Origin of the sequence: Acinetobacter sp. Ac_3412 (assembly GCF_013072675.1) — a bacterium.
GTDB lineage: Bacteria > Pseudomonadota > Gammaproteobacteria > Pseudomonadales > Moraxellaceae > Acinetobacter > Acinetobacter higginsii.
Map to the genome: position 1 here is coordinate 16,475 of NZ_LXUJ01000010.1, position 15,395 is coordinate 31,869.

Below are 15,395 nucleotides of genomic sequence, written 5' to 3' on the forward strand. Positions count from 1 at the left end.
GATCGGGCAGGTATGTCACAACAAGTACATAATTTAGGGCAATGGGCTGAACAGAAAGCACTTGCTCTTTTACAGTCCCAACAATATCTATGTGTAGCGCGGAATTATCATTCACGTTATGGGGAAATTGACTTAATCGTTGAACGGGAAAAAGAACTCGTTTTTGTCGAAGTCAAAGCCAGATCGAAAGCAAGTTATGCGAAAGCCTATGAGGTGGTTTCACTCGCCCAGCAACGTAAAATTATTAAGACAGCACAATTTTTTTTACAGAAATCTCCACATTATGAGGACTTTGATTGTCGTTTTGATGTGATTTGTTTTGATTTTCCACAGAAAATTGCAAAAACAGTACAACCAGATTTTTCAAAATTGCAGTATGATCAGCAATGGATTGAACACGCATTTACTTTAGATTAATTAAGAAGTCTAATCTAAAGCTAAATATTGAAAATTGAACAAATTTGTTTGTAGATAGGGAGTCTTGCCAAGTGTTAAAACGTTTATCGATTACGTTGCTTTGCGCTGCAAGTTTATCGGGATGTGCTAGTTTTATTTCTGGTGGCACAGGAAGTTCACCCGTTGGAACGAACAGTGGTGAACGTAGTCTAGGGCAGATTTTTATTGATTCTTCGATCAAGCGTACTGCAAATATTAATTTGTACAAATTAGATCACCGCTTTAAACAGTCTCGTATCAACATTGAAAGTTTCCACAGCAATGTTTTATTGACAGGACAAGTCCCTGATCCATATTTAAAACAATTGGCAGAAGATAACTTACGTTCGATGTCAGATGTAAAAGCCGTACATAACTATATTACGGTAGGTGACAAGGTTGGTTATAACACCATCATGCAAGATGCAACGGTGACTGCAAATACCCGCGGTTTGTTGATGAAAGCCCCTGTAGTATCTGACAGCAAAGTATTAGTGCATACTGAAAATGGGGTGTTGTACGTGATGGGACGTTTAAATACTGCTGAATCAAGAGATTTAGATGACGTCTTACAAAAAGTTGGAAATGTGACTAAAATTGTGACACTGATTGACAATACGGATCAACCTTCAGGCACTGTTGCTAGTTCAACAGCAGCAGCACCAATGGTGGGCACTGTGGCTACACAGCCTTTAGTTGAGACACCTGTTGCAATTGATCCTGATCAGGCGGAACCTGCGACCATTACTCCAACTAATCCTTAATTTATGAAGCAACTTATACAACAAGTACAAGAAAATGTAATAAAGGCGAAAAACCTCTATCAGGAGTTTCGCCTTTATGATTTTGCCAGTTATTCGATCAATTACCTGACACCCAAAGATACCTTTGAAAAAGAAGAGCATCTTGCCTATGGATTGAAAGCAAGACAGCGTTTGGATCTGTATCGAACTAAAAATCCTAAAAAGCAAAGACCGCTTATCGTATTTGTACATGGCGGGTCCTGGCAGCATGGTAACAAACGTGAGTATCTGTTTATTGGGGAAACATTTGCCCGTGAAGGTTATGATGTTGCAGTGATTAACTACCATCTTGCACCAGAACATATCTTCCCGACCTTTATTGATGATATTGCTCAAGCCATTCATTATTTAAATCAGAATCAGAGCAAGCTAAATATTTCGACAGATAACATCATTTTAATGGGACATTCTGCGGGTGCGTTTAATGTCATGTCTGTGGTGTATTCTGCCTATTCACAAAATTTTAAATACAAAGAAAATATTAGAGCAATTGTGGGGATGGCTGGGCCATATCACTTTGACTACAAGGGTGATCCTTTAGCTGAACATGCTTTTGATCAGAAAGTATCGTATCAACAAGTGATGCCGTATTATTTTATTGAGCCGAATCAGATTAAGCATTATTTGCTGATGGCTGAACAAGATCAGTTGGTGGGTAAGGAAAATAGTTTTGATCTAGATAAGGCGTTAAGAGAAAAGGGTAACCATAGTCATATCGCCGTGATTCCAAAGACGGGACATATTACCATTGTGGCAACACTGGCGAGTTTGATGAGTCATTATTTTAAGACTAAGCGGACGATCTTACACTTTTTAGATGAAGCCTTAGACCCCTAATCAATAAAAAAGCATCGTTTAAGATGCTTTTTTATTGTCGATAATTTGCATGATCATACTATGGGCAATACTGCCTTTAAATGGAATTTCTGGAAGTTGATCAAATTTAAAAAACGCTGCTTCACTGATTTCCTCGAGCTGCAATTGGATATCACCTGAATCATATTCAGCATGGAAGGCAATCATTAAATTACTAGGAAATGGCCAAGGTTGGCTCGACATATAACGAATATTTTTAAGTTTGAGTCCAACTTCTTCAAATGCTTCACGTTGCACGGCTTCTTCTAAAGTTTCACCCACTTCAACAAAACCAGCAATTAAGCCATGCATATTACTTTTGTTATGCGCTGATTTGGCAAGCAAAATCTCATCGTTACCTTTGGTGATAATGGTAATGATACAGGGCTGTACGCGAGGATATTGATGGTAAGCACAACTTGGGCAAACCATGGCATATTCTTTAGGGTGAATTTCAGTCGCGTGACCACAGTGGCTACAGAATTTGTGGTTGCGACGCCATTCAAGTAATTGAACCGCTCGACTGGCTTGCAGGAAATCACTACTTGACCAAGACTGAATCAATTCCCGAATCGGAACTAATTGATAGCCTTCAGGAATAGATTCATTTTCAAGAAGATCACGTGCGATGACGTGATCATTATGATGGATGGGGAGGTCACTTGCTAATTTCTCAACTTGGGGCAGTTGTAGATTTTGGTCGACTAACAGTTTTTGGTGTTGAAAAATATAAGCAAGTGATAGTTGAGTCATTATGCGGCTATGGTTTGTAATTGCTGACTGTTTGATAATGCCACATCAAACATAGATTGCAATACAGGTTGCTTGTTCTTTAAGTTCTCAACCAGTAAATCTAGACCTGCGACAACGTTTAAGACGCAATTAATTTGTTCGGCATCGAGAGGTTGATTTTGCGCTAAACGATATTGGGCAAAGTGCGCTGCACCTAATAAAGCAGTTTGTTGAGCTGAACTACCTAAGAACAGAGCAGCGCCTGAAAGTTCCTTCAGATACACAGGTAACGCTTCTAAGCTATGTGCTGTAGGATCTTGCACATAGAGACTTAATGTTTGCGTTAAAGTATCAATCAGGGTTTTGGTTTCAGTCAATAACGCTTTATGTGCTTCATCTAAACGATCAAGCGAGATTTGCATGTTATTAACACGTAACTGTAAACGACTAGACGTATAATTACGTTCCAAAATACCGATCGAATTCATTGAAGCCAAAATACTGTTCATTAACTGTTGTACCGAAGTCGCATCAGTTAATGTATTTGGTTGGCTTAATTTTTCCGCTTGCTGAGTTAACTCTCGCGCTGCTTCATTGAGATTCAGTACTTTGAAAACATTCGAAAGCTGATGTAGCTTTTGTTGCAGTTCTTGGGTTTTTTCAGCTGACATATTTTGATGGTTGTACTCAATCTCATTACGGATTTGAGCCATTTCATTGGTCATCAATTGACTGATGGTGTGTACCGTTTCATAGTCAGGGCCGTATAAATGACGGCTTAATACCTGTAGCTGTGTATCGCTGAGTAATTCATCACCAATATTGAGTTGATCACGAATATGCTGTGATACATCATCTTCTTGGCTAATACAGATACATAGAATGTCTGCAAGATCAGCAATGGTATTTTTAAAGCTAGCCGATTGAGCGAGGAATTTACCGATGTTGGTTTCAATTTGAATCAACGTACGTAAGCGTGCTTCGGTAATTGAAAGCTCATCAATATGGCTTAAACCTACATTGACCAACTGCCAGTATTGTTGACTTGGTTGACCTGCTGCTAAGCCTGCAAGATAAACGCCGACCAATTTGATCCCTTGCAAATCAAGCGGGGTTTCAGATTGCTTAATGAGCTTGTTTAAACACAATTTATAAAGTTGATGAATATATTGTGATTGTTCCAAGCTTGGTGCTTGAGGCAAATTAAAACTCGGGGTAATGAACTCAAGCAATGGTTGTACCGTTTGACCTTCTTTGGTCAGTGGTTTACCTAGGGCTTTTTCTAAACGGTTCAGTGTATCGAGTAGGAATTGAGGAACTTTTACTTCACGTAAACAAATGAATTCGATATAACGCTTCAGCATGGTGGTACCTTCACTGAGCGCAATAACATCATTGGTTTGGATTTGCTGTGGTTGCGCCATAATTTTGCGCATCAGCTCGGCAGAGTATTGAGTAATTTGTGATAAATGTGGCATATCAATTAACGCGAGAACTTGCGTACATTGTTCAAACTGGTTCAGCGCATCATCAATCCCGAAAGGTAATGCTTGTTCTTCGGCAAGGGTATTGACTGCTGTTTCTACCAATTTAATCGAATTGTCGATTTCATTTTTTATTATTAATAATGCCGTTGGGTCGAAATGAATCGAGGTTTGGTAAGACATATGACCTACACCTTTCCTAAGTTGTTATATCCATGGACCTCCTTTTTTAGGAGGCCTAAATCTTTAAAGGTTAATATAACTTAACTTTAGAGGCTTGAAATACAAAAAATTACATTGACTGGAAAATTTATTTTGCGAAAAGGCAAGGCTCTCCATGTTTTTGTTCAAATTGTTTGACCCAAGTCTCATGTTCATTTAGTTCATGTTCAGAAGGTTGAATCACAGGTAAGTCAACTTGGACACGCGAGCGGGTCGATTTATTTTGATTTTGTTCAGTTTGAGAAAGGGCGTCCATATCAAATGAAACTTGCCCACCCGTCATGGCAAGGTAAACATCGGCTAAGATTTCAGCATCGAGTAAGGCGCCGTGGAAAGTACGATCTCGCGCTGGAATTTCATAACGGCGTACCAAAGCATCCAATGAGTTCTTTTGACCAGGGTGCTTATTCTTGGCCAGTGCCAAGGTATCGGTAACCTCACAAACCTCAGACAATAAAGGTAAGCCAGCACGTTTAAACTCCATATCCAAGAAGTTCATATCGAAGGTCGCGTTATGCGCGATAATTTCAGCGCCTTTTAAGAAGGCAAAAAGCGTATCGGAAATTTCAGCATATTTCGGTTTGTCTTTTAAAAAGTCATCGCTGATACCATGCACATTTTCAGAGTCACCGACGGGTTTTTCTGGATTGATATAGATATGAATTGAACTACCCGTAAGTTTACGGTTGATCATTTCAATTGCACCGACTTCAATAATACGGTCGCCATCTTGATAGTAAAAACCTGTGGTTTCCGTATCAAGAATGAGCTGGCGAGGGCCCTGTAGATGAACTTTGGCTTCTGTAATGACAATATTTGGATGCTGATTTAATGGAGTAGCTTCGACGACCACTTCATTTGATGCTGTATTGTCATCCATATTATCCAAGACTTCTTCAAGTTCTGATTCTTCGATCATTTCATCGCTATCCATATCAATATCTAATCCGAAAGGGTCATTTAAGAGCCAATCGGATTCAGGCTTTTTTGTATCAGCGTTAGCCTGTGTTGGCGATTTTAGTTGTTGAGCAATTTGTTCTGCACCTAAATTTGCCAATTGGTCTGCCATTTCATTACCCGCATGTCCAGCATGGCCTTTAATCCAGTTCCATTCGATCTCTCGGTTGGCACAGACCGCATCCAGTTTCTGCCATAAATCAGGGTTTTTAACATCTTTCCAGTTTTTCTTTTTCCAGCCATGAATCCATTCAGTAATGCCTTGTTTGACATAATTGGAGTCTGTCCAAATAATTAAACGGGCATCGGTAGGGCAAAAAGAAACGCCTTCGATCGCAGCTTGAAGCTCCATACGGTTATTGGTTGTTTCAGGTTCACCACCAAACAGCTTGTGTTCACCTTGTTCGGTAATGACATACGCGCCCCAACCCCCAAGACCTGGGTTACCCTTGCATGCGCCATCAACGTAAAGTGTGATTGTTTGTGACATATTTGAACCTGAACAATAAGCAGAATAAGAAGTTGAATATTTTAATCGCACAAAAGGCTGGTCAATATTCAAGTGTTACTTAAGCATATAACAAAAGAATAAGACTTTTACTTGAGCTAAAATAAGCAGGGAATTTTAGCATCCCCATAACAATAACAGCTATTGTAAAGCTAAATTTGGCGTCTGAACGTTACAAAACTCATCTTTTTTAATTTCTTGTAACATTTCCATGCAAATCACGTTAAATTATTGCCTTGTCTAAGTGACATGCTTTACTACAATGTCTAAGTCTGTTGACGTTTCACAGATGACAGAAGAGTTTTGCCTTGTGCTGTGACTAAAGCAGTGCTTTGCACTTGCTCAGGTCATGGCTAAAACTTTTCCAAACTTCGTTGTGAAACTTGACAAAGAGCGATGATTGTCTTTGTCCCATGCCTTGTTTGAATGGTTTAGCCTATAACGTATGCATGGTTGAAACATCAATAGTCCCTAATTAAGAAATAAACTAGCGTGAGTTGACTGGAAGTTTTTATGTATAAATCGAGCACATTGGTGTCGCAAGCGTCTGCAACATCATTATTCAAAATTACTGTACTCACTTCTGCTCTCGTTGCGTTGGGAATCACCACAGGTTGTTCTTCAACACCTCAATCAAGTAAAAGCTCGTCTTCAAAGCAAGCTGGCTCAGGTTATTTAGATGCAAGCAGTTTAGATTCACTTGAAGACTTATTGTCTGCAACCGACATGCGTGCTGTGGAAGGCGACCGTTTATTGGTACTGAAACATGGTGATGTGTGGAAACGAATGACGGTTGGATTCAAGATGGATTTGAACCATTGGGATTCACGAATTGAAGCACAACGTAGCTGGTTTATTTCTCGTCAACCATATTTAGATCGTTTAAGCGCGCGTGCCAGCCGCTATTTATATCACACCGTAAAAGAAGCTGAACGTCGTGGTATGCCGACAGAATTGGCATTGCTGCCGATTATCGAAAGTTCGTATGACCCAGCAGCAACCAGTAGTGCAGCAGCAGCAGGTCTATGGCAGTTCATCCCAAGTACAGGGCGTATTTATGGTTTGCAACAAACCAGCCTCTATGATGGACGTCGTGATGTGGTCGAATCGACACGTGCTGCGTATGAATTCTTTGGTAGCTTATACAACCAGTTTGGTTCGTGGGAGCTGGCATTAGCTGCATATAATGCGGGACCAGGTCGTATTCAACAGGCGATTAACCGTAACCGCGCTGCAGGTTTACCAACAGATTATTGGTCATTGAAGCTTCCACAAGAAACCATGAACTATGTTCCACGGTTTTTGGCTGTTGCTCAAATTATTAAAAACCCAGGCGCATATGGTGTGAGTTTACCGCCAATTGCAAACCGTCCTCACTTCCGTGAAGTGAGTTTGGCTGGTCCAATGGAGCTCAACCAGATTGCATCGATTACGGGTTTAAGTCGAGCTGAGCTCTATGCACTGAACCCTGCTTATCGTGGTGAAATGGTCGACCCAATGAGCCCAATGCGGATTTTAATTCCAGCAGATTTAAGTCCTTCGATTGATACAAAATTACGTTCTGGTAAGGCGAGTTCTGGTGGGTTCTGGGCTAGCAATAAAACCCCACCGCCAATGAATACCAATCCATTGAGCAGCTCAACGACGATTCGTACAACGACCAATACTGGGCAAAGTATTACTGCATCGACAGCAACGCCACCCAATTTAACGGCAAGTAATACAACACGTCCAACAACTTCCTCAATCAGTACCAGTAAAGTTAATACGCCTAGAGGTTCGGATGCGTTGGCTTCATTTGCTGCAGGGGCTGACGTGCCAAGCGCACCACGTATTCCTGTCGCAATCACGCCTGCCGCAAATGTGAAGCCTGTGGTGACTGAACCACCAATTTCTTTAAAAGAACGTGAGCAAATTAGTGCCGCAATTAAAGAAGAAGGCAAAAAAGAAACGGTTGCACAAGTCTTAGAGCCACAAGCGACTCAAGCTGAGAAAGATCAAGTTGTTGCAGAAATTAAGGCAATTGCACCAAAAGGCACAGAAATTGTTGATCCATTCGATGGCAAAATTAAATTAACTGCGATTCAAACCAGTCAATCGGTTGCTGATGAAAAAGGTCAAGAGGTGAGCCGAGGCTTCTCTTATCCAAAAAACTTGGTTGAAGATACTGCCACTGCAAACAGTGAAGACGCCAAACGCAACCAAGGCAAGCCATACATTAAAACCGATACGGATGTTGTCGTCGTTGCACCAAAAGGTAAGCGCAGTACCTATGTGGTACAGCCTGGCGATACCTTAGCTGTGATTGCGCAAAAAAATGGCGTGAACTGGCGTGATGTTGCCAAGTGGAACCAGATTGATCCAAACGGTACCTTATTTGTTGGTGCAAGCTTATATTTATATGATGCCAAACCAGAAGCACCTAAGGCTGCTGAAAAGCCAGAGAGCTATGTGGTGCAGTCGGGTGATAGCTTAACTAACTTGGCTTCGCGCTTTGATTTAAGTCTGAAACAGTTGGCGGATTATAATAATTTGTCTGTGACTGATGGTTTGTTCGTTGGGCAAAAATTAACATTGATTGAGCCAAAGAATAATACCCGCACAACTCAACAGCCAGCGCGTGCGACTGACAGTAAGGCCACAACGACTCAAAAAGTTGCAACCAAATCGTATACGGTGAAGCGTGGCGAATATTTAAAGCTGATTGCGGATCGTTATGCGTTATCGAATCAGGAATTGGCTGATTTGACTTCTGGTTTAACTGCTGGCAGTAGCTTGTTCGTTGGACAAAAAATCAATGTGCCGTTACACGAAGTTTCTTCAACTCAGGACACAGCTGAGCCAACAAAGACGAACGTAAAATACGAAAATGTAAGTGCATCGACTAACTATAAAACTGAAAGTTATACCGTACAGCGTGGCGACACCTTATCAAGTATTGCAACCAAGTCGAAAATTAGCTTGAGCGAGTTGGCTGAGCTAAATAATTTAAAGGCGAATAGTGGTGTACGTTTAGGTCAAAGTTTAAAGATTCCTGCAGGTTCAACTGTACCTGACCAATATGTCGTGCAGTCGGGTGATAGTTTGAATGCGATTGCAGCCAAGTACAATCTGCAACTGAGCTATGTTGCTGATCTAAATGGTTTAGAAAGAACATCGGGTGTACGTGTTGGTCAACGTCTGAAACTGACGGGTGATGTGCCTACAAAAACTACTGCGAGCAATACGACTAAATCGAGAGAAGAAACTACACCTGATGTTTATACAGTTAAATCTGGTGATACTTTAGGTAATATCGCGAGTCGTCATAATTTACAGCTCGATTATGTTGCTGGTTTAAATGGTTTAACGCGCGGCAGTAATGTTCGTATCGGTCAAAAGCTCAAATTGACAGGTGATTTACCGAAAGCTGAAACCGCAAAGGTAGAGAATAGTAAAACAACACCAAAAACATCAGCACCAAGCCGTAATACTGAAAGATATAGTGTCAAAGCAGGTGAGTCTTTGAACAGTATTGCTAATCGTTTTGGGATGTCTGGTCGTGAACTAGCTGAGTTAAATGATCTAAAAGCCAATGCAAGCCTGCAACGTGGTCAAAGTATTTCAGTGCCTAAAACAGTGAGTGAATACAAAGTAAAACGTGGTGATACGCTGATTGGTCTGGCAAGTCGTTATGGTTTAGATACAGGTGCGCTGGCAGAAATGAATGATTTAACGCCAAGTACCCAGTTACGTATTGGTGACGTGATTAAAGTGCCTAATCTGTAATTATAAATGATTCATTTGCGCTTAATCAAAAGGCTTAGTCTATATACTGGACTAAGCCTTTTTGCTCAGTCTCCATTTGCGGCAATGCAAACCACGCCGTATTTGGCGATGCATGTACAGCCTAAATATGCACAGTTGAAGGCGATGCCGTATGCCAATGCGAATGCACCGAAAGGTGGTACGCTGAGCCAATCGAGTTTGGGGACATTTGATAATTTAAATAGCATGAATGGCAAAGGCAGTTCAACTGAAGGCGTGAATTATCTGTTTGATAGTTTGATGGATCGTTCGCTGGACGAGCCGCGTGTGATGTATCCATTACTTGCAGAAAAGGTCAGTTACGATCCTGATCAGCTGCAATCGGTGACCTTTCACCTGAATCCACATGCAAGATTTAATAATGGTCAGCCTGTAACGGCTGAAGATGTGAAATTTACCTTCGATACTTATCAGACCAAAGCCAATCTAGGCTTTCAAATGTATTTGTCAGATTTGGCTAAAACTGAGGTGTTAGCTAAACATCAAATCAAATTTATTTTTAAGTCTAAGAACAATGTGGAAATGCCACTGATTGTGGCGAGCCTGCCGATCTACTCAAAATTGGATTGGAAAAATAAAGATTTTGGTCGTGTCACCCTTCAACCGATTGTCGGTTCAGGTCCTTATGTGGTGGATCGTATAGATGCAGGGCGTAGTATTAGCTATAAGCGTAGTCCGAACTATTGGGGCAAAGATTTGCCAGTAAACAAAGGTCGCTATAATTTTGATCGTCTGAAATATGTTTATTATCGAAATTTAGATGTGAGTTTTGAAGGGTTTAAATCTCGACAATTCAATTTATACGAAGAAAAAAATATCCGTAATTGGGTCACAGCCTATAACTTTCCAGCAGCGAAATCAGGTTTAGTCAAAAAGTATAAAGCGCAGTTAGGTACTCCTCTAGATATTCAAAGCTTAGTGTTTAATATCCGCCGTGCGCCACTCAATGATATTTATCTGCGTCAGGCATTAACCTACGCTTATGATTTTGAGTGGCAAAATAAGGCGCTGTTTTTTAATCAAAATCGGCGCTTGCAAAGCTATTTTGACAATACTGATTTGGCTGCAACTGGCCGCCCCAGTGCTGCTGAATTAAACCTATTAAAGCCATATTGGGCCCAATTCAATCCAGTGATGCGACAAGGTATTTTGGCTGATTGGCGCTATCCTATTTCTGATGGCAGTGGTTTCAATCGGCAGAATTTATTGACTGCACAACAGATCTTAAAAGATGCTGGTTATCTGATTCGCAATGGTCAGTTATATGATCGAACAGGTAAAGCCATTCGAATTGAATTGTTGATGCAACAGGAAAACCCACAGCGTGAATTAATGCCTTTTGTGCGGAATCTGAAGCGTTTAGGTATTCAGGTTCAGCTACGGCAGGTGGATGTACCGCAATATATGGAACGGATTCGTCATCAAGATTTTGATATGATGGTGTTGAAATTGCCCCAGACTTTAACCCCAGGAAAAGAACAAGCTCAATTTTGGGGAAGTGCTGCAGCAGATGAGGCAGGCAATTATAATTATTCAGGGATTAAGAGTCCTGCAATTGATCAGATGATTGCGAAAATTGTAGCGGCAAAAACACGCGAAGAGGTGGTGTTGTATACGCGTGTGCTCGATCGTTTATTGCGTGCAGGATATTACCAAATTTTGACTTATGGAAAGCCTGAGCGCTGGTTTGCCTACTGGGATATCTATCAGCAGCCTTCGGTTAAGCCAAAACTTTCTGTAGGATGGGAATATTGGTGGGTGGATACAGATAAAGCTAAGAAACTTGATCAATCCGTGCAGAAACACTGAATTAAAAGAATTAAGGATCTTATTAAATGGTTCACTATATTCTGAAAAGAATGTTATTGATGATCCCGACATTATTTTTCATTTTATTGATTAATTTTTGTATTGTGCAAATTGCCCCAGGCGGACCAGTCGAACAAGCGATTCAGCAAATCCAAAATGCGCAAGGCTTAGGAGTAGGCAACAGTGCGCCCTCAGGTTTGACCACTTTGGCACAATATGAAGGTGCACGTGGTTTAAGTCCAGAAATGATTGAAACAATCAAAGCCCAGTATGGTTTTGATCGTCCTGCCGCAGAACGTTTCTGGCTCATGCTTAAAGGTTATGTGCATCTGGATTTTGGTAGCAGTTTTTTTAAAGATAAACCTGTGACCCAGCTGTTATACGAAAAGCTGCCTGTCACGCTATCTTTGGGCTTGTGGAGCATCTTCCTGATCTATCTGATCGCAATCCCGCTGGGTATTAAAAAGGCCAAAAATAATGGCTTGCTGTTTGATCAATCTACTTCCTTATTATTAGCCGTGAGTTATGCTATTCCATCTTTTGTGTTTGCAATTGTGCTGATTGTTTTTTTTGCAGGAGGCAGTTATTTGCAGTGGTTTCCCTTACAAGGTTTAGTTTCTGAGAACTTTGCTCAATTGAGTCTTTGGGCAAAAGTACAAGATTATTTGTGGCATATGTATTTGCCCATCTTGAGTATGGTATTGGGTAGTTTTGCCGCACTGACTTATTTAACGAAGTATTCATTTGTTGAGGAACTGCAAAAGCCCTACGTACTGACTGCAAGATCAAAAGGACTGAATGACAATCAAATCCTTTATGGACATGTCTTTCGCAATGCAATTTTAGTGGTTGTGGCCGCTTTGCCAGAAGCCTTGGTCGGTATTTTCTTTGTCGGTAATTTATTTATCGAAATCATTTTTAATTTAGATGGGATTGGTCTATTAGGTTTTGAAGCGATTACTCAGCGTGATTATCCTGTCATTTTTGGGACTTTATTTTTATTTACCTTATTTGGGATGATCTTACGTTTAATCGGTGATGTACTCTATCAAGTGATTGACCCACGCATTGATTTTGAATCAAGAGGTGGAAAATAATGTCCCCTTTGATGCGTGCGCGTTTTGATCGATTTAGGCAAAATAAATTGGGCTTTCGCTGTCTGATTTTATTTTTAACGATCTTTGTATTGTCCTTATTTGCTGAATTGATTGCCAATGATAAACCGTTGTTGGTTCGCTATCAGCAGTCTTTTTATTTCCCGATTTTGAACGATTATCCAGAAACGACCTTTGGCGGCACTTTTGAAACTGCCACTGATTATCAAGACCCAGCCGTAAAACAATTGATTCAAAAACAGGGCTGGATGATTTCTCCACTGGTTACTTTTGCTTATCAAACACCAAATTTATCATTGGCAGTACCTGTGCCTTCAGTGCCAAGTTCTCAAAATTGGCTTGGAACTGATGATCAAGGCCGTGATGTGTTTGCTCGAATTCTCTATGGTCTGCGTATTTCTCTTTTATTTGGGTTTGCTTTAACGCTGTGTTCTGCGGTGATTGGCATCATGGTTGGCGCAATACAAGGCTACTATGGCGGCTGGGTTGATTTAGTTGGGCAGCGGATTTTGGAGGTCTGGGGCGGCTTGCCGATGTTGTTCATTGTGATGATCTTGGTGAGTATGTTTAGTCCCAGTATTTATTGGCTATTTTTGATCATGTTGCTATTTGGTTGGACTCAGTTGGTTGGACTAGTACGTGCGGAGTTCCTGCGTGCGCGCAATTTTGATTATGTCCGAGCAGCGCAAGCGTTGGGCGTAACGGATCATAAAATAATCTTTAAGCACATTTTACCGAATGCAATGAGTTCAAGTCTATCTCAGATCCCATTTATGCTGACCGCCAATATTATTGCGCTCACTGCACTGGATTTTTTAGGTTATGGCTTACCGCCTGATGCTGCATCATTGGGTGAGTTATTATTACAAGGCAAAAATAACCTAGACGCACCGTGGTTGGTGCTGTCTGGCTTTTTTACATTGGCGATTGTACTTTCGTTATTGATTTATATCGGGGAGGCTGCACGTGATGCATTTGACCCAAGACGATAACCCGCTTGATCAATCCCCGTTATTAAGGGTTCAACAACTGAGTATTCGCAGTGAAACAGGACAAAGCTTGCTTGAAAATTTGAGCTTTGATTTATATGCAGAGCAGACGGTTGCGATTGTTGGAGAGAGTGGTTCAGGTAAAACCATTAGTGCGTTGGCTGTGCTGGGTGTGTTGCCTGAACATTTTACAGTACAAGGCAAAGTGGAACTCGATGGAGAAAACTTGCTGGCTTTGAGCCAGAGTCAGTTACAGCAGATACGTGGCAAACGCATAGCTATGATTTTTCAGGAGCCGATGACCGCTTTAAATCCTTTGCACAAAGTAGAGCAGATGCTGGGCGAGAGTCTAATGCGACTTGGTATTGCTAAGACCGAGATTCGAAAACGGTGTGTGGAGCTATTGCAGGATGTTCACATAGATGATCCAGCACGTATTCTGCAATGCTATCCACATGAGTTGTCTGGTGGGCAGAGGCAACGAGTCATGTTGGCAATGGCTTTGGCTTTAGAGCCAGAAATTTTGATTGCTGATGAACCAACCACGGCTTTAGATGTGGTGTTACAAGCGCAAATTTTAACGCTGTTAAAAGGGGTGCAGCGGCAGCGAAAGATGGCAATCGTTTTGATCAGCCATGACCTGAATTTAGTCAAGCATTATGCAGATCATGTCGTGGTACTGAATCAAGGGCGTGTTGAAGAAAAGGGGACTACTGTAGAAATATTTACTCATCCCCAAACCTCATATACACAAAATCTGCTCAATCATGATTTTGGACAAGCTTTGCTGCTACAGCCTACACAGGGCCTACTTGAGCTAAATGATGTTAGGGTAAAATATCCGCTTAAGTATGGTTTATTCAATCAAGTTAAAAGCTATAAGATTGCAGCAGAATCCATCCAGTTTAGTCTGTCTCAGGGAGAGGCTTTAGGCATCGTTGGAGAAAGTGGTTCAGGTAAATCATCATTGGCCTTAGCGATCGCTAGACTGATCAGCAGTGAAGGTTCTATTCATTTTCAGGCACAAGATTTAAACCTGTTGACTCAAAAACAGCTTCGACCATTTCGACGTGATTTTCAGATTGTGTTTCAGGATCCTTTTGGTAGCCTGAATCCTCGTATGTCAGTTGAACAGATCATTGCAGAAGGGCTTCATCTTCAGCCCATTTCAACGCAACAGTGCCAAGCTGAAGTTGACGCTGTTTTGGCAAAAGTCGAATTATCTTTAGCGGATAAAGAGAAGTATCCGCATCAGCTTTCTGGTGGGCAACGGCAACGTGTGGCGCTTGCAAGAGCATTGGTGCTAAAACCAAAGCTACTGATTTTGGATGAACCGACCTCGGCCTTGGATCGGACTACGCAGTTGGCTATCATTCAATTGTTACGTCGTTTGCAGCAGCAAGAACACATCAGCTATATCTTTATCAGTCATGACTTACAAGTCATTAAAGCACTGTGCCAAAAAGTCTTAGTGATGCATCAAGGCAAAGTCTTGGAATATCAAGCCACAGCACTTTTATTTAGCCAACCCCAGACTGAATATACCCGTCAGCTTATTTCTGCTAGCGAATATTAGCATTGTAATTAAATTGACATATGCTATTGTCAGTTCATCGGAAGAATGCTTGACAGTAACAATAATCAGATTAAATTAGAGTAAATACTCTAATTGTAGCAGA

11 protein-coding genes are annotated in these 15,395 nt (G+C 41.1%); 8 read left to right on the forward strand and 3 right to left on the reverse strand.

From position 1 onward, the window contains the following. Positions 1 to 12: 12 nt before the first annotated feature. The 3 genes from A7P54_RS11935 (at position 13) to A7P54_RS11945 (ending at position 2,075) form a co-directional block, all read left to right on the forward strand. Entirely contained in the window at positions 13 to 417 is a 405-nt protein-coding gene (locus tag A7P54_RS11935; RefSeq protein ID WP_171549711.1) for a YraN family protein, read from the forward strand. Between the two features lie 71 nt (positions 418 to 488). Then, positions 489 to 1,199 (forward strand): BON domain-containing protein, encoded by a 711-nt coding sequence (locus A7P54_RS11940; RefSeq protein WP_171549712.1) that lies wholly within the window; start codon positions 489 to 491, stop codon positions 1,197 to 1,199. A gap of 3 nt (positions 1,200 to 1,202) precedes the next feature. Next, positions 1,203 to 2,075, forward strand: a complete 873-nt coding sequence (locus A7P54_RS11945) for an alpha/beta hydrolase (RefSeq protein WP_005202371.1) — start codon at positions 1,203 to 1,205, stop codon at positions 2,073 to 2,075. An 18-nt stretch (positions 2,076 to 2,093) separates the two neighbouring features. Here the strand turns inward: A7P54_RS11945 and nudC are convergent, their stop codons facing one another. The 3 genes from nudC to dnaQ form a co-directional block, all read right to left on the reverse strand. Further along, positions 2,094 to 2,846 carry an NAD(+) diphosphatase gene (nudC, locus tag A7P54_RS11950; protein WP_004808578.1) on the reverse strand — a complete coding sequence of 251 codons (753 nt, stop codon included), beginning with the start codon at positions 2,844 to 2,846 and terminating at the stop codon, positions 2,094 to 2,096. Then, positions 2,846 to 4,492 carry a chemotaxis protein gene (locus A7P54_RS11955; protein WP_171549713.1) on the reverse strand — a complete coding sequence of 549 codons (1,647 nt, stop codon included), beginning with the start codon at positions 4,490 to 4,492 and terminating at the stop codon, positions 2,846 to 2,848. The genes nudC and A7P54_RS11955 overlap by 1 nt, the downstream gene beginning before the upstream one ends. Before the next feature lie 127 nt (positions 4,493 to 4,619). Beyond that, positions 4,620 to 5,978: a DNA polymerase III subunit epsilon gene (gene dnaQ, locus A7P54_RS11960; protein WP_171549714.1), complete on the reverse strand. Its 1,359-nt coding sequence runs from the start codon at positions 5,976 to 5,978 to the stop codon at positions 4,620 to 4,622. Between the two features lie 531 nt (positions 5,979 to 6,509). Between dnaQ and A7P54_RS11965 the strand changes: the two genes are divergently transcribed. The 5 genes from A7P54_RS11965 to A7P54_RS11985 are packed head-to-tail and all read left to right on the forward strand — an operon-like array spanning position 6,510 to position 15,292. Continuing rightward, positions 6,510 to 9,764 carry a LysM peptidoglycan-binding domain-containing protein gene (locus A7P54_RS11965; protein WP_171549715.1) on the forward strand — a complete coding sequence of 1,085 codons (3,255 nt, stop codon included), beginning with the start codon at positions 6,510 to 6,512 and terminating at the stop codon, positions 9,762 to 9,764. Between the two features lie 6 nt (positions 9,765 to 9,770). Then, positions 9,771 to 11,612 (forward strand): extracellular solute-binding protein, encoded by a 1,842-nt coding sequence (locus A7P54_RS11970; protein WP_171549716.1) that lies wholly within the window; start codon positions 9,771 to 9,773, stop codon positions 11,610 to 11,612. A 26-nt stretch (positions 11,613 to 11,638) separates the two neighbouring features. Beyond that, a complete protein-coding gene (yejB, locus tag A7P54_RS11975; protein ID WP_004808568.1) occupies positions 11,639 to 12,709 on the forward strand; it encodes a microcin C ABC transporter permease YejB in 1,071 nt (356 codons plus the stop codon). Beyond that, positions 12,709 to 13,719: an ABC transporter permease gene (locus tag A7P54_RS11980; RefSeq protein ID WP_171549717.1), complete on the forward strand. Its 1,011-nt coding sequence runs from the start codon at positions 12,709 to 12,711 to the stop codon at positions 13,717 to 13,719. Before yejB ends, A7P54_RS11980 begins: the two co-directional genes overlap by 1 nt. Next, on the forward strand, positions 13,697 to 15,292 hold the full coding sequence (locus A7P54_RS11985; protein WP_171549810.1) for a dipeptide ABC transporter ATP-binding protein: 1,596 nt from the start codon (positions 13,697 to 13,699) through the stop codon (positions 15,290 to 15,292). Before A7P54_RS11980 ends, A7P54_RS11985 begins: the two co-directional genes overlap by 23 nt. Positions 15,293 to 15,395: the final 103 nt, after the last annotated feature.